The sequence below is a fragment of the Vibrio sp. 10N.222.52.B7 genome (assembly GCF_041474275.1).
GTDB classification, from domain to species: Bacteria; Pseudomonadota; Gammaproteobacteria; order Enterobacterales; family Vibrionaceae; genus Vibrio; species Vibrio crassostreae_C.
In genome coordinates this window covers 14,461-35,168 of the sequence record NZ_JBFRTU010000023.1, presented here as the reverse complement: position 1 = coordinate 35,168, position 20,708 = coordinate 14,461, and the positions used below count along the sequence as shown (strand labels likewise).

Here is a 20,708-nt window from a genome sequence, read left to right as displayed (position 1 = left end):
GAAACCAAAAGTAACAACATAAAAAGCAGCCAATTTCTTCATTTTGTATGAAAGAATTGGCTGCTTTTTCGTTATAGGACTTGGTTAAATACAATTTTCGTTGATTCGCTTTAAATCATCTTGATATGTCCAGCAGCTTTGATCTTAACGTGAACCATATTGCCTTGTAGGTAGCTTAATGGAATCTCGCTGCGTTCAATGATCGCGACATTATCGCTGCATGCGCCAGCTTCAATCGCCAGTTGCTTTGATTGCGCTTCCAAGCCCTTTAAGGTCTCTTCACGTGATGCTGGGTCAATCGGTACGATCTTATCGAATTGACCTGATATTTCACCCAACGCAACACCAATCGCATTAGCCACTTCAAAGTGCTCAGGACGAACCACTTGGCTCACACCTTCAAAATGATCTGGGAATAGGGCACTACCACCACCAACCATGATTACGGGTACACTCGCCGCAGAGGTCTTCATCTTATCGATGCCTTCTTCAACATCCGTGACCATTTGTTGATAAATCTTGCTTGCTTGTTCGGCTGAAACACCAATCTCATCACTCAGTTGATGTTCTGCCTGCCACTGCATTTGTCCTGTTTTGAGTGCAATATCGGTGAGCGTAAGTTCATCACCACCAAAGCTACGCGCCGTTTGCGTCAAGGTATGGCCAACACTTTCTGGGCCTAGCTCTATACGCTGCTGTTCAAAGCGAACCTTGGTACCACCACCAATGGCTAACGCCAAAATATCAGGCATACGGAAGTTGGTTCTCACTTCACCGATTTCTACTGCTAAGCTCGATTCTCTTGGGTAGCCGTGAGTCAGTACGCCGATATCAGACGTAGTGCCGCCCACATCGACCACAATCGCGTCTTTTAACTTAGTTAAGTGACTCGCTCCACGAATCGAGTTTGTTGGCCCACAAGCCACGGTAAGAATCGGGTACATCAATGCGAACTGCTGTGACATCAGTGTTCCGTCGTTCTGACCGAAATAAGGCGTGGTGTGGATTTCATGATTGATGAGTGCACTGCAAAAGCCGTCAACGAATCGTTTTGCTGTCCCTTGCAGAGCCGCATTGAGGATAGTGGCGTTCTCACGCTCTAAAAGCCCTAAACTGCCCACTTTATGGGATAACGATAGGTTCACGCCCGGAAGTTCTTGTTGAATCCATTCTGCTGCTTGAAGCTCCTGGTCGCCGTTGACGGGAGAGAACACTCCGCAGATAGCAATGGAATCCACTTGGCCTTTCATTTTCTGGCAAAGCTCGCGGATCTCAGACTCTTGAATGTCGGCAATCAACTGGCCGTCATATTCATAGCCGCCGTGTGCTTGGTAGAAGTGCTGACCAAGCAGGTTTTGCCACGCTTCACTCCAACCACAAAGGGGTGGGACGCTATCACCACTGGGAAGCGCTAAGCGAATCATGCCGACTCTGTCTAAGCCTTTTCGTTCAACGATTGCGTTGGTGCATTGAGTCGTGCCAAGCATCGCGTGTTTCACTTGCTGACCATCAATGTTTGCTTGGTTTAATAGCGCAGAAATCGCGTTGTCGATCCCTGTTGAAACATCATGTGTGGTTGCGGTTTTTACTTTGGCAATCACATTTAAGTCTGCGTCGAGCAGCACACCGTCGGTATTGGTGCCACCTACGTCAATGCCCAAACGGCAGTAATCAAGCGTAATGTTTGTCATGCGACTACCTCTTCAATGCAGACTTTAGTTGTTCAATGGTTTGATACTCGACGGTGTAGCCAAAGTAACCCGGGCCCGCGACTTCAATACCTTTGTCAGTGCGCCATTTGGGGTCGCAAGGGTAAGCGATAAGGTCGATGCGCTGCCCGTAACGAAGTTGTTCGGTTGTGATTGGCTTACCCGTTTCATGATCCAAGATCGAAATAAGATCCGGTGTTGATGCCAGCAGGTTATCTTGACTCATGTCTGCGCGGCTTGTACCTTTGTGCGCGAGAAGTAATTCGTTTTGGAACTGCACAAACACGTTATCGACGCCGGTATCTTCAAACTGAGCCAGCTTTTCAATCACGACACCACCTGTTGCAAAACCACCATCGGTTTCACGTTGAATATCAACAATCTTGCCACTGATGATGGTATGGCCGCCGACAATGTCTAATACGGCCTGTGTGCCACTTTTATTGTTGTCGTTCGCCAGTCTAATCGCTTCACCAATCTTCATTGCTTGGGTCAGTGTTGCAGGCAGTGCGCTGCGTTTTAGGTTCTTACCGTTCATTGGGTAATCGCACATTGCTGCAGAGCCACCCATCTGTTCGGTAATTGGTCTCGCAAACTTTTCAGACCAAATACCGTCAATCGGATAAAGCGTGACGACATTGCCACGCTCATCGGCCAATGTGTTTGGTGCAGAAGGGAGACCATCAAGAAAGAAGGTCACCATCTGAGCTTCTGGGAACGCACGTCCCATCGCATCACAATCGATCACAGGAATGCTCTTTTGTGCTGCAACGAGAATTGGAATCAATGAATTGAAGCCGCCTACTTCGATAGGAAACGTTGCCGCCACTTCAGTGCCGAGCGCTTTTTCCATCGCTTCGAAAGCAATCAACATTTGATCTTTCGAATTGAGTTTCTCTACTGCGACGGTTGGTGCGCCAATCATTGAAGAGGGCACTGTCATCCAATCGTCTTGCACGTCTTCTAAAGGAATCATGCGTACAGGGTGCTTTGCCGTTGCAATGGCTACTTTCGCCATCAAGGCACCGCTGTATGGGTCACCGCCGCCGCCAGTACCTAATACCGTCGCACCCAGCGCGATATCATCAATCATTTGTTCAGTAATAATCACAACTACTATTCCTTATCACTTGAAGGAGAAAGCTTCATTAGGGCGAGGTAAATCACACCAGCGGCAAGAATGCCGTCTAACGCCGAGATGCTGGTGAACGAAAACAGGTTGAAAAACTCTGGTGCAGTACAAGCGCTGAATGCAGTACCAAATGCCCAAGAAGCCAAGCCTTTAAACATCCAAGCTGGAACTTGTTGGATGTTCTCAAAGCTCATTTTTGTCGAATCTAAAACATAATATTGAACGATGTAGACACCCGCAGCAGGCGCAATGGTTACGCTGAGTAGCATTAAGAAGTCGGTAAACTTGTTCACCATGCCGAGTTGAGCGATACCAATGCCGACGATGGTCATGATCACAACCAGAACAGGGCGCGGAATCTTAGGTAGAACCATCGACATGCATAAGCCGCCAGAGGTTAGGTTGCTACTGTTGGTGGTCCATTGTGCGAATACCAGTACTATAATGGCCGCCATGCCTAAACCTAGGGTGAAGAAGACTTCGACTAGGTCGTCGGTGCCGGTCATTTTGGTCAAGATCAATGCGATAAGAATGATGGCACTGTTGCCGACGAGGAAACCGATACCCGCTCCTAAAATCGCATCACGGCGTGTTTTGGCGTAGCGAGCAATATCAGGTGCAGCAACCGCAGCTAGAATCCAGATAGACATAACAAAAGAGATGGCTTGGCCAAGCGTCAAAGGATCTTCAATCGATGGCGCTGCGCCACCTTGATAATCAGCAGCCATAAACAAACCGATGGTAATCAACGTCACCATCAATGGAACAGAATAGGTACTGAGTTTGCCTAAAGCACGAACGCCATAGATAGCCGTCATCATCATTAACACACTGCCGCCAATAAGAGCGGTGAGGTGTGAAATTATGATGTCGTATTTCGCCAGTGCATCGACCATGATGAAAGCGAAGAAATCAGCCTGGAATGCGAACCAGCCGACTAATGAGATGCCGTTGATGAAGCCAAGAATTTTACCGCCGTTACGGCCAAATACCGCGCTGCTCACCAGCGGGGTAGACACGCCAGCTTGAAAGCCAATGTTGGCACACAGCATCGCGATGATCGCCAATAAGCCTGAACCAATAAACGTGGCAAGCAGTGCGTCTTCAAAACCAATACCGCTGCTTAGAATCGAGCCGAGAAACAGTCCCGAAATGTCGATGCCGATTGCCAACCAAATAAGGCTGATGACCCACCAAGATCGTTTGGCCTTCTCGGGAACGGGTTCCAACTCGAAGTCATCTATCTTTTTGTGGCTGTGTGTTGCTTCGGGTTTATTCACGTAAGCTTCTGCCGCCATAGTGCCATCCATGCATTGTTATTCCATAAGTGTGAATAAAGCATACTGATGTATTTATTGTTAATAAATGAATATAATCAGATGTAAACATAACAAAAAACAAATGTGAGTGGCAAAGTGAATCCAAACAATAAGTTAGATAAAAGAGACCTACGTAGATTAGAGCTTTTTTGTGAAATTGTTGAACAAGGAGGCATCAATCAGGCGGTCGCAAGCACTGGGATTAGTCAACCAGTGCTGAGTAATCAGCTTATTGCCTTGGAAAAAAGCTTAGAATTAACATTATGCCAACGTGGTCGACGTGGTTTTAAGCTGACTCATGAAGGTGAGCAAGTGTATAAATATGCGAACCAACTAAAATCGACCTTAACCGACTTCGCTTATAAGTTACGAGGTGTACAGACGGAACTCTCTGGGCATGTGCGAATTGGATGTTTGGATAACACCGTCACTTTGCCTTATAACCCACTTCCCAAAGCGATCGAGACGTTTTATCAACGCAGTAACAGTGTAGAGGTGAGTGTTGATGTCGGCGATTTCACCCAGTTGAATGAGAAGCTAGCAAAGAACCAGATTGATATGATGATAGTGGTTCTAGGGTCACATCAAAAGTCAGCGTTTCAACATAAATACCCACTGTTTGAAGAGCACAGTTATCTGTATGCGCGCAAAGATCTGGCCGAGAAGATCATGGACAGGGATTTCTCATTGAATGGCTGTCGTATCAACATGGGCGGCTATGCCAAAGATGAGATGTTCCGATTACTGAATATTGAGCAGTACGATTCCGTAAAGCCTTTTGATGGCTGGCATGTCGAGTCGGGTGTAATTTTAACCTTGGCGGGCACACACCTGAGTTTTTTACCGTCTCATTTAATCGACCGTGGCCATTATGACCAAGCCTTGATTCCGCTTCAGCCCGAGAAGTGGAGCCTTAAGAGTCAGTTTTATGTGGTGTTGAAGCAACCTGTAGATTCCCTTTCCCCCGCCGCGCGTGCGTTTTTTGATGAGCTACACCAACCGGAAGCATCGGGTTCAATCTAGAGCACTTTTCGCTTCTTAAGAGCACTTCTCGCTTCTCAATAGCATTTACGATACTTTTCCCCATAAACAAAAAACCTCTGCCAAGACAGAGGATTTTTGTTTTTAAAAGTTATGCGTGAAAACTAGCGGTTCTCAAAGCGGTTGTAATCCAACAGGCCGAACTCGATAGGTTGCGCTTGTTGATACCAGCGATGGACACGGTCACTGAACGGCCAAAACTCCGGAGAGCTGCGTCGTACAGCAAACTTATCAAGTAACGCCACGTAGTCTTCTTCTGTGCTTAAGTTTTGCAGCGTTTTAACCAGAGTAGGAATCTCGCTCTCGGTTAATGATAGGTAAGCCGCAGGGTAGCTACCGACAACGCCTCGTACGAGGGTAAGGTCATCATTGGCGTAATCACGGTTACCTTCTTCATTAAACAAGCTAGAAATGTTGCTGTGCGCGTTATTGTGAATCATGGTGAACAGTTGCTCTTCGCCGTTTTCGCCTTCAATCATGATCATCACTAATTGAGGCACATGACGCAGGCCTTCGCCCTTTATCAAATTCACTTGGTTAAGCAGTGCTTCATTCTTCCTACCAAAACCTGTTTCAACAATCTCAAAGCGATTATCGAGAACAGTTGCGAGCTTATCTTTGATCATATCAAGCAGTTCGTGTTTCGGATCCGCCGTTTTGTAAACCACGCTGGTCGGCTGATCAAAAGGTGCAATGTTTCGCTGCAAATAGTCACTCAGTTGTGCGCTTTGGTTCTGGTACCAACTAGAGTGTTCAATGTGACGAACGTCTTTAGGAAGAAGGCTTAAGAAGTTACTCTCACCTTCAAGACGCAAGAAGTCCATGAACATGCGTGTAATCAGCTGGTGGCCAAAGTTGCCGTAAACATCGAAGCCTGCAACGAGAAGATAATGAATACGCTCTAGAAGAGCATAATCAAGAATCCACGCAGTCTTAGGTTGCGTGCCAACTAACCCTTGTACAACAGAGGCGCTATCGAAGTGCCTAAAGACGGTGAGAGCAGCATTCGGGTTGATGCCATCGCCATCCCAAATGATGCCAGTGTCTAGGTGGACGCCACTCTCGAACCATTGGTTAGTGAAGTCTGATTTCGCGTTTAGGTATTGCGCTTGTTGCTTTGCGTATCTTACCCAGTTGGTCACAGGTACGGTGTTACTTTTTAGTTCGCTAGGTAGCTTTAAATTTTTCTTTTGACTTGCGTAGAAGGCGTTGATTTCCGGAACATCGGCTTTCTCTGGGTCGATGAAGAAAACCCAAAAACGGTCGTTAATTACGTTCAAGGCAAGTTGACCACGACACACAGGTCCTTTGATATAGGCCATGATGGTGTTTTGCGCGTTATCTAACATGAAGTTGAAGCGCGAGTTTACTGGCAGTGCTTCAAACGAAGTCATTGGGTTAGCTGAAACATCGATGTCGTAACTAGGTAGTTGTTTTACTTCGTAATTTACGTCGACAAACCAGGTATTCCACTTTTGTAGACGCTCTTTATTAAGTGCGAAAGGCATGTGCGTTTTGTCGACGATAGTGCCTTGTTCTGGAATCAGACGGTAGTAAACACGGTCTACTTTTGGATCGTCATAAGGGCGACGAGTCGTGATGCGCTGTACCGCTTCACCTGGTGGTGTTGCAGAGCGAACAACAGTGAAGAAGCGTGTTGGCTGAGCTAAATCAGAAAAATAGACATGAGATAAAAACAGGTGCTCGTAGATGTAACGTGCTGAAAGTTGACTCTTATTGTCACTCTTGTTTAAAAAGCTTTCGTAGACATTAACGAGCTCTTGTTCTGCATCAGTCAATGGAATGTGGTCGTTCATTAACGCGCCATTTTCCAACCAACTCATTAAAGTCGCGTATTCGGTTTTGTCTAAGTTTGGCATCCCATAAGGCATTCCCCAAGTTGGGTAATCTCTCTCGTATTGAGCGTATTCTTCAATGGTTGGGCACTGTTGGTCGCGATCGATTGAAAAGTCGAAACCTTCAAGCTGGGTTTGATCGGGCAGAGGGTGATTCTCTTTCTGGATCAACATACGAGAAACAAGACCAGCATCGAGGTTAGCCGTTGAGTTTTGCATGCGCTCATTGAGGACAGGATGAAAATCCGCATCGCGCCACTCTTGCGTGGTTAAAGCATCTTCAAACAAGCGAGTAGGGGCTGATGCCGTTAAGCGGGTGCCTTGATAAACGAGTGCCTTGCTCGCGCCTCGGTCTATACCTTCCACTGAAGACATTTTGAGTTGGCAAGGGGCGTCATAACAAGCGTGACAAACCACGCATCGGTTATCAATGATGGGCTTTACTTCGTCAATGAAGTGCTGCGCTTGAGCTGAAAGAATAGGTGCTTGGCGATCGCGTACTTGTTGTTCACCAAACAGTTCGTCGAAGTTTAAACCCGCGTAGACGGCACAACCTGAGAAGACGCTAACAAAAGCTAAAATGAAGAGTTTTTTCAAATTCATACGTATTTAAATATTAGGCATTTTCTATAATTATATCGAAAATGATTGAAAATGCTCATGTTCTAACAATTTTGTAGACAAGATCTTGATGGGACGAGTGACTTGTCGATGCGCGTCACTCGCTAGTGCTCAGAAATTGGTGTTTAGACTTAGCTAGATTTAAGTCCCAAGAGCTAAAAGCTAGCAGTTAAGAGTTAAGAGTTAAGAGTTAAGAGTTAAGAGTTAAGAGCTAAGACTCATTGATTGACGTAACAAACAGAGAAGGGGACAGACAATCGCTCAAACTCTTTGATCCAGCGCCACTGGTTGTCTTGCAGTTTATCGCCAGGGCCTTTGACTTCAATCCAATGAAACTCATCGCCCTTGAACGCAATCAAATCCGGCATCCCAGTTCTAAATAGCTTTAAGTCACTCAATATCACTTTGAAGAGGTATACAACCAAGGCATTTGGAATTGAAGCCATGCCATGTTCGATGAGTGCCTTAGGAAAATAATTCCAATGAACAAAGGGGTTCGCGATACCTTGCTTTTCATCGTAAGTATCAAGAAAATGGTTCAGCCCATGTTTGGATATCGTCTGAAACACGGCTTCAATCTGTTCGGCTCGCTTGTCTACGAAATCTGAATGGTACAGATCCAATGGTCGATGTTGGTAACGATTGATAAAGGCGCCTTCAACGTCTGCGAAAATGACATCCCAGAAAGCCAAACCAAACAAGCCACACAGAAAACTGTTTTCTGAAAAATAGACGTCCCAACCTTGGTTCTCAAAATGCTGCTTTACCGCAAGCTCTACTCGCGTTTGGCTGAGGTCCAATTCCAGTCTTATCTCTTTGCAGCTCGGCTTTATGGTTCGTGAAACCTTGTGCCCCTGTTTCCGGAGTAGCCTGTCTTCAAGCTTAATCGCGACTTCCAACTCTGACACATCCGTTGGAGTAGCTTTCATTTGCGTGACAATGTCACACATTAAGTCTAGCGTACCTTGCTTATCACAGATGCGCGCAAGTCGCTCTCTGCTCGGAGGAAGTGTAGATTGCTTGAACCAAAAGATAGCTTGGTCGTTTAGGTTAAGCCTTTCTAGATCGCGAGCAATATCATTGATCAAACGCGATCGTTTTCTGGCAATGCTTCTGTGTTCTGATTCTTCAGGAATCGCATTTAAAAGCAGTTCCAGAAACTCGCCATCTTTGCGGTCACCTTCTGAATACAAGCGTTGAATATCGCGCATCTGGATTAATTGATTGAGCTGATCCCTAGAGGTGAAGAAGCGGTGTTGCTTGCTTAATGGGTAGTTCTCAAAGGTGTTTAGCCCAAGGTCGCTTAACACGAACTGACTTAAGTTTTGATAGGTGTTGGCAAAGAACAGCAACAGTAATACATCAATCACTTGAGATTCGATGACGTAAATACAGTCGAAAGAGAGGTTTTGAAATTGATCAAAAGGTTGCTGATCAAGCCGTAACAACAGCTCGTCTTTCTTGGCATTTCTATGGCTCTTAAGGGCGGGGAATACACTCAACAGCTCTGGTTTGGTGAGCAAGTGAAACCCGAGCTCGACCTCACTAATGGCGAGGTCATGCTGTTCTTCGGGATGACTCAACCCGATGTAGCCTGAGCTGTTTAGCTCTTGCAGTACGGTCTTTAGATCTGGGATCTCAACATAGTTGAGTTTATCGCTGCGAAACCAACGGCCTTTACGAGAAAGCAAACGAACCATTAGGCATTGGCTTGAAACAGAAAGACGTTTGTATGCGGACAACCAACGACATTCATCATCACTCAGAAGATCGGGGTAGAGCGTTTGAGCGTGTTCAACCAGTCGATTGAAGTTGTCGAGATAATAAGTGGGGGAGAGCTGAAGAGTGGTTTCGGTCGTCAATGGAGAAGTCGCTTGATACAAAAAGAGCCTAACCCTAAGGTTAAGCTCTTCAGTAACAAATTCAATCTTTTCTGTTGATTAAGCTTGTGATGCTTTTAGTTCAGCAACTTTAGCTTCAGAGATTGGCTTAGTGATGATTGCTAGAACAATACACACTGCCATCATAACTGCAGAGATTGTGTAAGCTAGGCCGTAACCTTCGCCGTTTGACATTGAGAAGCCAACAACTGCTGCACCGATAGCGCCGCCGATACCCCATGCCGTGTAAAGCACGCCGTAGTTAGTACCGTAGTTTTTCAGGCCGTAGAACTCAGCAGTTAGTGTTGGGAATACTGCTAGAAGCGTACCGTAACCAACAGCTGCGATAGCCGTACCAATGATTAGCGTAAATTCAGAGTTGAACGTAGCGAATAGAGCCATGTTCGCGCCTTGAAGGATGAACGCTAGAAGTAGAGTACGTACACCACCGATTTTATCTGCAAGCATACCCGCAGCAACACGGCCGCCTGAGTTGAATACTGCAAGGATAGACGCTAGGTAAACTGCGTTTGGCAGGTTAGCTTGAACGCTAGCAATTGTAGTGATGTTACCGATGATCATTAGACCAACAGATGCAGCGAATGCGTACATGATCCATAGAGAGTAGAACTGAGGAGTCTTCAGCATTACTTTCCAAGTTAGGTCTTCAGTCTTCTTAACCGCTTTAGGAGCTTGGCCTGCTTTTACTTTAGGCTCAGCTGGCGTGTAATCCGCTGGTGGGTTGTTGATTGTTGCTGCTAGAGGTACTGCGATTGCAAGTACACCAACACCAAGAATCATAAAGCTAGTTTGGATACCCATGCTGTCGATTAGCGCAGAAGTTACTGGTGCTAGGTAAATAGCCGCAAGACCGAAGCCTGCTGCGATAAGACCGTTAACCATACCTTTCTTAGAAGAGTGGAACCACTTCATTGCTGATGGAGACAGACATGCGTAACCGAAGCCGATACCTGCACCTGTTATAATACCGAACGTGATGTTCAGCATCATAGGCGTTGTAGCGAAACCAGAAGCAATCATACCTAGGCCTGTAAGCGCTGTACCTAGGATAAGGATCTTACGTGGACCCATACGGTCTTGTAGGATGCCCGCAACAAGAAGACAAACAGAGAATGTGATAGTTGCAATAGCGTAAGGTGAAGATGCTTCAGCAGCACTCCAACCAGCTTCAGTTACTAGCGCTTTGTTAAATACACTCCAAGCATACAGGATGCCAAGACAAAGGTTGATACAGAAGCCTGCTAGCAGGATACGTGTTGCTTTATCAATCTTGCTCATTTTTATTCTCAGTTTTGTCATCGGTTAGTGGAGAGCCACTTAACTAAAGACGGGTTATTGTGATTGTTTCTTCAAAATTAGTTTGCGTTTATCAACAGATAGCGCAAAAGAGCGCGGATTATAACCAATTAAAATGTGATTGGAATCTCTTTTTCCATTTTTGGTAAATTAAATTCAATTTGTTAATAAGTTGTTTTTCATTGGTTTTTGAAATGTTTTTAACACCTCTCTATTTTGTTCTTTTTCGCTCTGTCTTCTTATTATTTCAGGGATTTTGAGGTGATGGTTTTTGAATAGACGCGTATTGCGTGCGGATATCACAGAGTTACAAATAATTTTAATTAATTTCCAAGGTTAAATTTGTGTAACAAAATAAATCGTAACAGCGCTTTGTTCATATGAGACAAGGAGTAACGGAGTTTTATTAAAAACAGAATGTTAAGCAATTGTTAAGGGTGATTTTTGTTAGTACTTTTGCTTACATTTTGTTCGATTGGAGGGGTTGTGTTGTCCGTAAAAAGTGGGAAAATAGTATGCAAACTGAGATTCCAAATTTGAAAGGATGCGTTTCCAACTTATGGTGAGGCGAGTATTATGAAACTGTTTTTAATTTTATTGATGTCAATTTCTGGTGGTGTAGCGGCAGCTGACCATATTCACTCTTTCCTATTCGGCTTCTATGTTGCGGCTCTAGCAGTTGGTAGTTGCTACTGGCTTGCATTCCGCAGTACGCGTTTCCCACAGTTGGCATTAGTGCTATTGATGTGTGGCTTTTTTGCGAAAATTGCAGTGACTGTTATCGGTGTTTCTTGGGGTATCTCGAACGATATCATTCAATCGCCGTTCATTTTCTCATTGTCATACCTGTTCTTCTTAGTGGTTGTGTCTTACGTTTGGTTTGCATACCGCGATAAATTGACGCTAAAACAACGCGCTAAGAAGGTAGAAGAGTCTCGCAAGCAAGCGGCAGCATAATTCGATTTGATTCTTAAAAAGCCTTCTTCGGAAGGCTTTTTTGATCCTGCCTACCTGAACTCTATTATTTGGTTATGACGGCAGACAAAAGAAACCCCAGTATGGTGACATACTGGGGTTACTTGTTATGTATCTATTATCTAGCAGTTACCATCTACCAAAGACTACTCTGAAGGTGTGTTATTTCTTCATCATCTTAGCGAGATCGGCGAACGGGTTGTGTGTCGCTGACTGATGATCATCTAAACTCGCTTTTGCATCCACACCATAACGCTCATGGTCAGTGTATTTTGAATGCTCATGATCGTGACAGTACAGGCACAGTAGCTCCCAGTTGCTGCCATCTTCAGGGTTGTTTGTATGGTCGTGATCCACGTGGTGAACGGTAAGCTCTCGGAGGTTTGAGTAAACAAATTCACGCGCACATTTACCACAAACCCAAGGGTACAGTTTTAGTGCTTTTTCGCGGTAGCCTTTTTCTTGGCGAGCATACGCTGCACTCGAACCTGTGAAATCAGAAGACATTGCCAAATCCTTATCAATTGTAATATCCCGATTTTATCACAGCTTTCTGGAAGCTGTCGGTATGTCGTTCGTAAAATCATAGCTAAATGATGCAGTAGACTTATCGATATTAGATTGAAGTTTGAATACAGACTTACCTTCTACACACCAACGCTTAAGCGGGTTATGTCTTTCTGGAATAAGCCATGCTTAACAGTTTGAAAATAAATCGTATTCAGGGGTTTTAACCGCAGGCATGTGACCTAATATCAGTTTGTGAGACCCTATATTAATAAGGAAATATCATGTCAGAACAATACACTCCGCCAAAAGTTTGGGTTAACGATACTGCTGGTGGTAACAAGTGGGCAAACATCAATAGTCCTGAATCTGGAGCTCGCTTTGATAAAGAGCTTCCTGTTGGTGACCATGCTTTTCAATTGTATTCTCTTGGCACACCTAACGGTCAAAAAGTCACTATCTTGCTGGAAGAGTTGTTAGCGGCGGGTGTTAAAGAAGCTGAATATGATGCGTACTTGATCAACATCGGTGAGGCTGATCAGTTCTCTTCTGGCTTTGTTGGAGTGAATCCAAACTCCAAAATACCAGCACTTGTCGACAAGTCTGGTGACGAAGACGTGAATGTATTCGAATCGGCATCTATCTTGATGCATCTAGCAGAAAAATTTGGTCACTTCTTACCAAAAAAAGGGGCAGCAAGAACACAAACCATTAACTGGTTGTTCTGGGCACAAGGTTCTGCGCCATTCCTAGGTGGTGGTTTTGGTCACTTCTACGCTTACGCGGATGAAAAGCAAGAGTACCCAATTAACCGCTTCGCAATGGAAGCTAAGCGTCAACTAGATGTGTTAGACAAGCAACTTGCTAACAGCACTTTCGTTGCGGGTGAAGAGCTGTCTATTGCAGATATCGCGATTTGGCCTTGGTACGGTAACTTAGTACTTGGCAAAATTTACGACGCAGCCGAATTTCTACAAGTTGAGTCTTACACCAACGTTGTGCGCTGGGCGAAGCAGCTAGAAGCGCGTGAAGGTTTCCAACGCGGCCGAGTGGTTAATCGTTCATTTGGCGAAGAGTGGGAGCAAGTACCAGAGCGCCATTCTGCAGAAGACATTGACCGAGTTTTAAAGCTTAAGCCTTAGTTCTTTTTTGAACGTGTTTTTGGCAGATATACCCTATCGGTCTTAATGTTAATGGCTAATTGAAACGCCATATCTCAATCGAGATATGGCGTTTTTCCGTTTTAAGGTAGGGAGAGGTTTTGTAATTGGAATGAGAGTCTCAATTATCATTTTTTTCTTATTCAATCGCTTATGAGTAATGGTCTTTGTGGTTAAGACAAAAAACAATAGTCATCGAGGTGGAGTAAATCTATAAGATAACGGTCCACTTTAAATTACGACTAACTTCGCTCAATGAAAAAAAACTTAATTGCGTTGGCTATCATATCCACGGCTCTTTTAGGGTGTAATCACGACTCACTAAGCTATAGTGGTGGCCCTGATACGGCTCCTCCAACAGATATTGTACCACCAACGGACATTCTTCCTCCGACAGATATTGTTCCACCAACGGATATTCTTCCGCCGACTGACATTATTCCACCAACAGATATTATTCCCCCAACAACTTACATCGGTTCACTGTTGTCGAGCGGGGCGTTTGTTTCTGGAGATGTGTACTGTGACGGCATTCATCTTGAAAACGGAACGTTCAGTGTAAAACAAGGCGTGAGTTTTAGTTGTACCTTGGGTCACCTTACTTTAGGTGATTTCACGGCTCCTTTCCCCGAAGTCACAGAAAGCACGATTTCAAATGATGCGCTTCATGCGGCATTTGAGTTGACAGAATTACATGGAGACAACGTTACCAAGGTACTCGAATCAATTGATGTTTGTGAGACTGAAAGTGCTATCTGTCTAAAAGAGCTGGATGCTTTTGATATTGAGGATGTGTTCTCGCAGCTTGATGATCAAGATGCTGTCGATGCGTACTTTTCATCGAAAGAAGAAGAGTCTACAGATGAAGTAGGTAAGGCTCCTAGTTCACACGTAGACACAACAGTTGTTCCTGCGGTTGACCCTAATGCGGACAATAACCTTAACGCTGGTTTTGTTTCTGCAGACGCAGAGTCTACCTATGCTTATAAGCCAAGTGTTGAAGGCAAGGTGTTAACTCGCAGTAAGCTTACAGACGCTAATGGTAAAGCGATTTCTGGGATCAGTTTCTTTTCGGCTAACGCGACGGGCGTGACGGATGAAGAGGGAATCTTTGAGTACCTGTGGGGCGACAGAATCGTTTTTGGTATTGATACGTTTGAGTTTGGCTCCATTACGGGTAATCAGATTGCTTATAAATTGTCTGATGTGACCAATAATGTGGTTGAGAAAGCGAATATCCAGTCATTACTAGAGCGCTACGCGCTTGATCATGTAAGTCATTATGAGATATCTGAAGAAGTCCAAGGTACCTTTTCAAAGTACCCTAACGTTATAAATGAACTGATCAACCTAACTCTGCCAAATGGGGGATTAATAGAGGGTACAGACTTTGAACTTCCTAATGAGTTTGTTGGTCAGTTTAGCCAAGGGTTAACGGCAGTAATCGATGAGCAGCTGCGCCAAACGCCTCAGTTTATGGATTATGTTCGTCAACCTGCCGTTTTATCTATGGATTCTGGTCAGTATGTTACGGAGTCTCTGCAGCAAATCTTCCACAACGTCACCACATTCCATGTTTTCAATGACAATGGTAGTTTTTACGGTGCGACGGGGTATACCCGTGGTATGCGAGCTCTGAACATATCGAACAAAGCATTCCCTGTGATGATGCCAAGAACTGATAAAAACCGTCAGCTTTATTTTGGTGAGAAGCAGGCTTGGACTCGTGAAGGCAAACCTTACATCGCACAACACCCAAGTATCTCGATGCCTCCGATTCCTTTAGTCTCTGAAGACAACGCGACTTATGGTTTCCCATTCGTTACTGCAGGCGAGATAGGCAAAGGTAAGGTCGTGTTCATGGGCAATGGCTTATATCCAAGTATTCTGTCATGCCCAGAGAATTATTGGGCTAATCGCACATTACATATCGACAGCAACAAACAACAGTGCACTGTTTCGAAGTTTGAAAACCTACTACATGATGACCAAGGCAGCATGAGGTTGTTTTTCTCGAACTTGTTTGAGTGGTTCAATAATGGTTTGCCTATTGCTGGGATGAATGCAGTGACCAATATTGACCAAGCCTATTCGGCTTATCACCACTCCACAATGGGTAAGCAGTACACGTTTTTTGTTAGTCCTCAGTATGGTTTTGCGTCAGTAGAAAAGCGTGGTTCAGGTGACTTTGATGATTTGGATGCGAGTAATACGCCGATTTTGATCCTTCAGGCATACCCACCTAAGTTGGTTCAAGATGGCATGACTAACCAGTTTGTTGCTGACTTGGATAACCCGAACTTAAACCAAGACGATATTACGGCTCTTATTAACTATGTTAATGACGGTGGCAATATCTTGTTTATGGATGCGATTCAAACGACTAATCCTGAACCTGTTGGACGCTTGGCAGATGCCGTAGGTGTATCTCTTGGTGGTGAAAACGTTACCCCGACAAACCAAGCTTTCTGCGGTAGCTCTTATTACTGCCAAGCACCTTATCCTAATCTTCACGTGAAGAGTCAAAAGGAAATGGTGGTTCTTGAGCGTTTTCAAGATAACCAAGGAGAACCTCCATTCACGGTAAATCAAGATGGTACGGTTGAGTGGATCAAAGATGAATCCAAAATCAAGTTTGAAATCCCGACTTATGAGGTTACTAAGTTAGACGCTGAAGGGAAACCAGTGCTTGATGCGTCTGGTGTAACAGTAATGGAGAAAAAATCCGCACGTATCTTTGTTGAATCGGCAGAAGAGCGTGAAGCGGCAATCAAAGAACTGCAGTCGGCATTCGTTAGCACTGAGCTTTGTAAGAACGAGTATGAATACGAATTTAACTGTATAGAGACTCGTTCTGGAGACGGCATCACTGTTCGTGGTGCTTATCATAGAGCCGATTTCGACCGCTATGAAGTGAGTAAAACCGTTGTCGACAGTATGGTGAAAGCAGCAAACTTGGGTTCTAACTTTACAGCGCTTTACGAGCACGAGATTTACTATCGCACGAAGGGCACTAAAGGTAAGCGTCTGTCTAACAGCGAATTGAATCAAGCGTTTGATAACCTGTCTGTTTGGATGTGGAATGACAACGCATACCATTTTGAAACAGAAATACAAGATGAGTTGGGGTTCAAGCAGGCTGTTCAGTTCCTTAACTGTTATACAGAAGACTTACATCAAACAGACACAATGGATGCACAGTGTCCTGTTGACCTAAAAGCGTCGTTAGTCGCTAATGGAATGATTCATGGCGAAGGTGAGTTATCTGGGCAGTTGAATCCTAGCTATCCATTAAATTACATGGAGAAACCTCTGACTCGTATTATGTTGGGGCGCTCATTCTGGGATCATGAAATCGTTGTTGATACCACAATGTATCCGGGTCGAACTTCGGGGGCATCTTCGTCAAGTACGGTAATGGTTCAGACCAACGGTAAAGCGGTGACGTATTCGGCAGGAAACAATCAATCGACAGGTCTGTGGGCACCTCAATTACAAGAAGTAACTATTCAAGATGGCGTGGCAGCTACGATTACTGTGATGATCGCGGATGATCTTACAGGTAAGCCGAATCACGAAACGAGTTTGAAACGCCCTCCACGTATGCAAACCAGCTTTGACTACAATGGTTCGAGCTTAACTTTCAAGGTTCCATATGGTGGCCTTATTTACATTCAACCGAAAGTAAAAGAGCTTGGTGAAGTCTCGTTTAGCATTGATGGCGCGTTAAAAGCGGCTTGGTGGAAAGAGGGACAGTGGATTAACACTATTCAATCGGCAGACGCACCAATTGCAGAAATCGATACGGGTTCATTTATTTACACTACACCAATCAGGAATCTAGAATCCGCTGATTTGAACCAATTCGCAACAGATATGAATCGATTCGCTGAAGCGGCAAGTGACTTCTACGGGCGTGATGAGAAACAAAGCACTGGTTTACACCGTAGGTTCACTTATCCAGAACTGAATGCGTTCCGCCATCGTTTTGTGAATGACGTGCAGATTTCGATTGGCGCTGCTCACTCTGGCTACCCAGTGATGAATTCAAGCTTTAACGCAAATCGGACATACATTCCAACCAACCCTGTGAACGATTGGTTGTTGTGGCATGAAGTTGGTCACAACTTAGCATCAGCTCCTTTCCTTGCGGCTGGTAGTACAGAAGTGACCAATAACCTTCTTGCGTTGTATATGCAGGAGTTAGAGGGGCGCAATGCAAACCCTGAAATGGATCGTATTAAATCGGATATTAAGAAAGCACCTAAATGGCTAGAGCTTAATAATGAACATGCGTGGTCACATGGTGATGCAGGTTTACGATTAGTTATGTTTGGTCAGCTAAAAATCTGGGCAAAATCGAACTTTGCAATTGATGATTGGTATACACGCGGCGCAAGCCAATCTGATGTGTATGGTGAAGATGAAGGCTGGAACATGTTCAAACTTATGCACCGTAAAGCTCGAGGTGATAGAGAAGGCGACTCGAATACGAACTATTGTAGTGCTAGCGAGACTGGGCTTTCTGGTGGAGACCTAATGATGGTGTGCGCTTCTTATGTTTCAAACTATGACTTAAGTGACTTCTTTGAAGTTTGGAACGTGGGCGAAACGTCCATGACTAATGCTGATGGCACGAAGTCTTATAGTGGCGGAATTAGCTCTAAAGGTCTTAGTGCGGTTGAACAATTAAAACTAGAGAAACCAAACAACAGTCCTTTGAATGTTGATTCAATTTACTAACGCTAATTATTGCTAAAGCATTTTATAGCTTAAAAACAAACGCCACACTGAAACTACGTGTGGCGTTTTTGTTGGAATGCTCTAGAAATTTCAGCTAGATCAGTCTTCTACATGATGTTTAATACTTCGGCTGCCATTGGTTGACTGTCCTTGCTAGAGAAAGCAGGTTAAACTGTTCGCACCATAATTCTAAAGGATGGTGCCATGTACCACGGTCATATCTATTTCCCTCTGCGATTTGCAGAGCAAGCAGAAACACTGCGTCAGAAAATTTTAGCGGAACGTAAAGATGTATTAGAGGTTTTCCCATTAATACAGCGTTTGGTTGGTCCACATAAGATGCCAATGTTTGAGATTCACTTTGCGAACAAAGAGTCGGGCATTGTTGAATGGCTTGAGCAAGAACGCGGTGATATGTCGGTGCTTATTCACCCTGTAACTGGCGGTGAAGAAACTTTGGATCACACAGTACGAGCGAGCTGGCTTGGTCGTGAATTGGGTGTCTTTGAAGAAACGCTTACTAGCTAATCAAATATACCAATATTGCACTTAACTCATTCCGACCGGAAAATACATGAACAATAAAAAGGCTCCTCAAATGAGGAGCCTTTGTTTTAAGGAGCCGTTTTACCAAGAAACCGGTTATCAAGAGCCTCTGGTTATCGGGCTGAACCGTTAACCAGAGTAGGGGGATTAAGCCTCTGCCGTTACTTTAGAGCCGCTCATCTTTTTAAGTGCTGCGTAGCCAAAGCCTGTTACTAGCGTACCTGCTGCAATCGCTACTAGGTACATAAGTACTGGAGAGATAGCGCCAGGAATCAGTAGTACGAATAGACCGCCGTGTGGAGCCATTAGCTGTGCACCAAACATCATTGATAGAGCACCTGTTAGTGCACCACCTGCCATACAAGCTGGGATAACACGCATTGGATCTTTCGCTGCGAATGGGATTGCACCTTCAGAGATGAAACATAGGCCAAGAACGAATGATGCTTTACCTGCTTCACGCTCGCCTGCTTCAAACTTGTCTTTCACTAGGAAAGTCGCAAGGCCCATACCTAGAGCTGGAACCATACCTGCTGCCATGATAGCCGCCATTGGTGCGTAAGTTTGCGAAGCCAGTAGACCAACACCGAATGTGTAAGCGGCTTTGTTTACCGGACCACCAAGGTCGAAACACATCATTGCGCCTAGAATCACACCTAGAAGAATCGCATTAGACGTACCCATGTTGTTTAGGAAAGTTGTCATCGCGCTCATCACGCCAGAAACAGGACCACCTACGATGTAAACCATCACAAGACCAGTGAACAAACTCGCGATAAACGGAATGATCAGGATAGGCTTGAGGGCTTCCATTGACTGTGGAAGTTGAACCTTGTCGGCAATGAGTTTTGCAGAGTAACCTGCAATGAAACCTGCCGCGATACCACCTAGGAAACCTGCGCCCGTTGAGCTAGCCAGCATACCGCCAATTAGACCTGGAGCCAGACCCGGACGGTCGGCAATCGAGAATGCAATGAAACCAGCAAGAACAGGAATCATCAGTGCGAATGCAGAACCACCACCGATAGTCATCAGTGCTGCTGCCAGTGTGCCTTCTTCTTTAAACGCTTCGATACCGAATACGAAAGAGAGTGCGATGATCAAACCACCCGCAACAACCACAGGAAGCATGTGAGATACACCTGTCATCAGGTGCTTGTATACGCCTTTCTTCTCGTCAGCAGGCGCTGAATTTGAAAACGCTGTGTGTTGGTATGGTTTAGCTTCTGCGAATGCTTTTTCCATCTCTTGCTTTGTTTTCTTCAAAGCAGGGCTTGTTGTAGTTTTGTACAGCGCTTTGCCGTTAAAACGATCCAGAGGAACGTCGATGTCTGCTGCGATGATAACTAGATCAGCGTCTGCGATTTCTTGGTCTGTCAGTTGGTTTTTCGCACCTACAGAGCCGCGAGTTTCCACTTTGATTTGGTGACCTAGGCGTTTGCCTTCTGCTTCAAGCGCTTCAGCTGCCATAAAGGTGTGTGCAACACCAGTTGGGCAAGCGGTAATCGCTACGATTTTTTTGCTACCTGTAGCAGGTGACGTACCGGTCACTTCAACAGTGCTTTCAGCTTGAGAAGCGTCTAATACCGTTGCTTCTGCTACCGCTTTCTCTAGAAACGCTTTTGCATCTGCAGTGCATTCAGAGATAGCCGCTTGGTACACTTTCTTACCAACAAAACGTGCTTTATCAACATTTTTGTTAGTTGCGATAACTACAACGTCGCTGCTGTCGATAGCGTCTTGCGATACAGTTGAATCAGGTAACACGCTTGATTGACATTCAATAGCAGCGTTCCAACCTAGTGCTTTTGTCGCTTGCTCTAACAAGCCCGCGGCGATGATGCTGTTTGCTACGCCACTTGGGCAAGCTGTGATAATGGTAATATTCATAATAAACCTTTT

General features: G+C 44.9%; 13 protein-coding genes. 5 read left to right on the top strand and 8 right to left on the bottom strand.

All coding sequences use genetic code 11. The features are described from left to right. Nucleotides 1-110: 110 nt before the first annotated feature. Genes AB4512_RS09045 through AB4512_RS09035 form a run of 3 tightly spaced genes read right to left on the bottom strand, consistent with a single transcriptional unit; the run spans nt 111 to nt 4,151 of the window. Nucleotides 111-1,691, bottom strand: coding sequence for a hydantoinase/oxoprolinase N-terminal domain-containing protein (locus tag AB4512_RS09045; RefSeq protein WP_372174785.1), 1,581 nt, complete (start codon nt 1,689-1,691; stop codon nt 111-113). A gap of 4 nt (nt 1,692-1,695) precedes the next feature. Further along, nucleotides 1,696-2,820: a DUF917 domain-containing protein gene (locus AB4512_RS09040; protein WP_136977915.1), complete on the bottom strand. Its 1,125-nt coding sequence runs from the start codon at nt 2,818-2,820 to the stop codon at nt 1,696-1,698. A 5-nt stretch (nt 2,821-2,825) separates the two neighbouring features. Further along, entirely contained in the window at nt 2,826-4,151 is a 1,326-nt protein-coding gene (locus tag AB4512_RS09035; protein WP_017064775.1) for a cytosine permease, read from the bottom strand. 93 nt (nt 4,152-4,244) lie between these two features. On the opposite strand from AB4512_RS09035, the gene AB4512_RS09030 reads away from it, so the two are divergent. Continuing rightward, nucleotides 4,245-5,183, top strand: coding sequence for a LysR family transcriptional regulator (locus AB4512_RS09030; protein ID WP_372174784.1), 939 nt, complete (start codon nt 4,245-4,247; stop codon nt 5,181-5,183). Nucleotides 5,184-5,305: 122 nt separating this feature from the next. On the opposite strand, the gene AB4512_RS09025 is transcribed toward AB4512_RS09030, so the two are convergent. From AB4512_RS09025 to AB4512_RS09015, 3 genes are all read right to left on the bottom strand, one after another. After that, nucleotides 5,306-7,660: a fatty acid cis/trans isomerase gene (locus AB4512_RS09025; RefSeq protein WP_372174783.1), complete on the bottom strand. Its 2,355-nt coding sequence runs from the start codon at nt 7,658-7,660 to the stop codon at nt 5,306-5,308. Nucleotides 7,661-7,896: 236 nt separating this feature from the next. Then, nucleotides 7,897-9,561 (bottom strand): VRR-NUC domain-containing protein, encoded by a 1,665-nt coding sequence (locus AB4512_RS09020; RefSeq protein WP_372174782.1) that lies wholly within the window; start codon nt 9,559-9,561, stop codon nt 7,897-7,899. Nucleotides 9,562-9,618: 57 nt separating this feature from the next. After that, nucleotides 9,619-10,857, bottom strand: a complete 1,239-nt coding sequence (locus AB4512_RS09015) for an OFA family MFS transporter (protein WP_017067032.1) — start codon at nt 10,855-10,857, stop codon at nt 9,619-9,621. A 594-nt stretch (nt 10,858-11,451) separates the two neighbouring features. On the opposite strand from AB4512_RS09015, the gene AB4512_RS09010 reads away from it, so the two are divergent. Beyond that, nucleotides 11,452-11,832: a hypothetical protein gene (locus AB4512_RS09010; protein ID WP_017064770.1), complete on the top strand. Its 381-nt coding sequence runs from the start codon at nt 11,452-11,454 to the stop codon at nt 11,830-11,832. A 180-nt stretch (nt 11,833-12,012) separates the two neighbouring features. Here AB4512_RS09010 and AB4512_RS09005 read toward each other — a convergent pair whose 3' ends face one another. After that, nucleotides 12,013-12,357, bottom strand: coding sequence for a YajD family HNH nuclease (locus AB4512_RS09005; RefSeq protein ID WP_017060876.1), 345 nt, complete (start codon nt 12,355-12,357; stop codon nt 12,013-12,015). Nucleotides 12,358-12,641: 284 nt separating this feature from the next. Here AB4512_RS09005 and yghU point away from each other — a divergent pair, with 284 nt between their 5' ends. From yghU to AB4512_RS08990, 3 genes are all read left to right on the top strand, one after another. Continuing rightward, nucleotides 12,642-13,499: a glutathione-dependent disulfide-bond oxidoreductase gene (gene yghU, locus AB4512_RS09000; RefSeq protein ID WP_102332906.1), complete on the top strand. Its 858-nt coding sequence runs from the start codon at nt 12,642-12,644 to the stop codon at nt 13,497-13,499. Nucleotides 13,500-13,772: 273 nt separating this feature from the next. Beyond that, nucleotides 13,773-18,260 carry an SslE/AcfD family lipoprotein zinc metalloprotease gene (locus tag AB4512_RS08995; RefSeq protein ID WP_372174781.1) on the top strand — a complete coding sequence of 1,496 codons (4,488 nt, stop codon included), beginning with the start codon at nt 13,773-13,775 and terminating at the stop codon, nt 18,258-18,260. A gap of 204 nt (nt 18,261-18,464) precedes the next feature. Further along, nucleotides 18,465-18,788 carry a DOPA 4,5-dioxygenase family protein gene (locus AB4512_RS08990; RefSeq protein ID WP_372174780.1) on the top strand — a complete coding sequence of 108 codons (324 nt, stop codon included), beginning with the start codon at nt 18,465-18,467 and terminating at the stop codon, nt 18,786-18,788. Nucleotides 18,789-18,953: 165 nt separating this feature from the next. Here AB4512_RS08990 and fruA read toward each other — a convergent pair whose 3' ends face one another. Further along, nucleotides 18,954-20,696, bottom strand: coding sequence for a PTS fructose transporter subunit IIBC (gene fruA, locus AB4512_RS08985; protein WP_372174779.1), 1,743 nt, complete (start codon nt 20,694-20,696; stop codon nt 18,954-18,956). Nucleotides 20,697-20,708: the final 12 nt, after the last annotated feature.

Bases quoted from the DNA above. Each gene is read 5' to 3' on its own strand.
- AB4512_RS08990 (WP_372174780.1), top strand. From the start codon at position 18,465: ATGTACCACGGTCATATCTATTTCCCTCTGCGATTTGCAGAGCAAGCA.
- AB4512_RS09010 (WP_017064770.1), top strand. From the start codon at position 11,452: ATGAAACTGTTTTTAATTTTATTGATGTCAATTTCTGGTGGTGTAGCG.
- AB4512_RS09005 (WP_017060876.1), bottom strand. From the start codon at position 12,357: ATGTCTTCTGATTTCACAGGTTCGAGTGCAGCGTATGCTCGCCAAGAA.
- AB4512_RS08995 (WP_372174781.1), top strand. From the start codon at position 13,773: ATGAAAAAAAACTTAATTGCGTTGGCTATCATATCCACGGCTCTTTTA.
- fruA (WP_372174779.1), bottom strand. From the start codon at position 20,696: ATGAATATTACCATTATCACAGCTTGCCCAAGTGGCGTAGCAAACAGC.
- AB4512_RS09015 (WP_017067032.1), bottom strand. From the start codon at position 10,857: ATGAGCAAGATTGATAAAGCAACACGTATCCTGCTAGCAGGCTTCTGT.
- AB4512_RS09035 (WP_017064775.1), bottom strand. From the start codon at position 4,151: ATGGATGGCACTATGGCGGCAGAAGCTTACGTGAATAAACCCGAAGCA.
- yghU (WP_102332906.1), top strand. From the start codon at position 12,642: ATGTCAGAACAATACACTCCGCCAAAAGTTTGGGTTAACGATACTGCT.
- AB4512_RS09025 (WP_372174783.1), bottom strand. From the start codon at position 7,660: ATGAATTTGAAAAAACTCTTCATTTTAGCTTTTGTTAGCGTCTTCTCA.
- AB4512_RS09045 (WP_372174785.1), bottom strand. From the start codon at position 1,691: ATGACAAACATTACGCTTGATTACTGCCGTTTGGGCATTGACGTAGGT.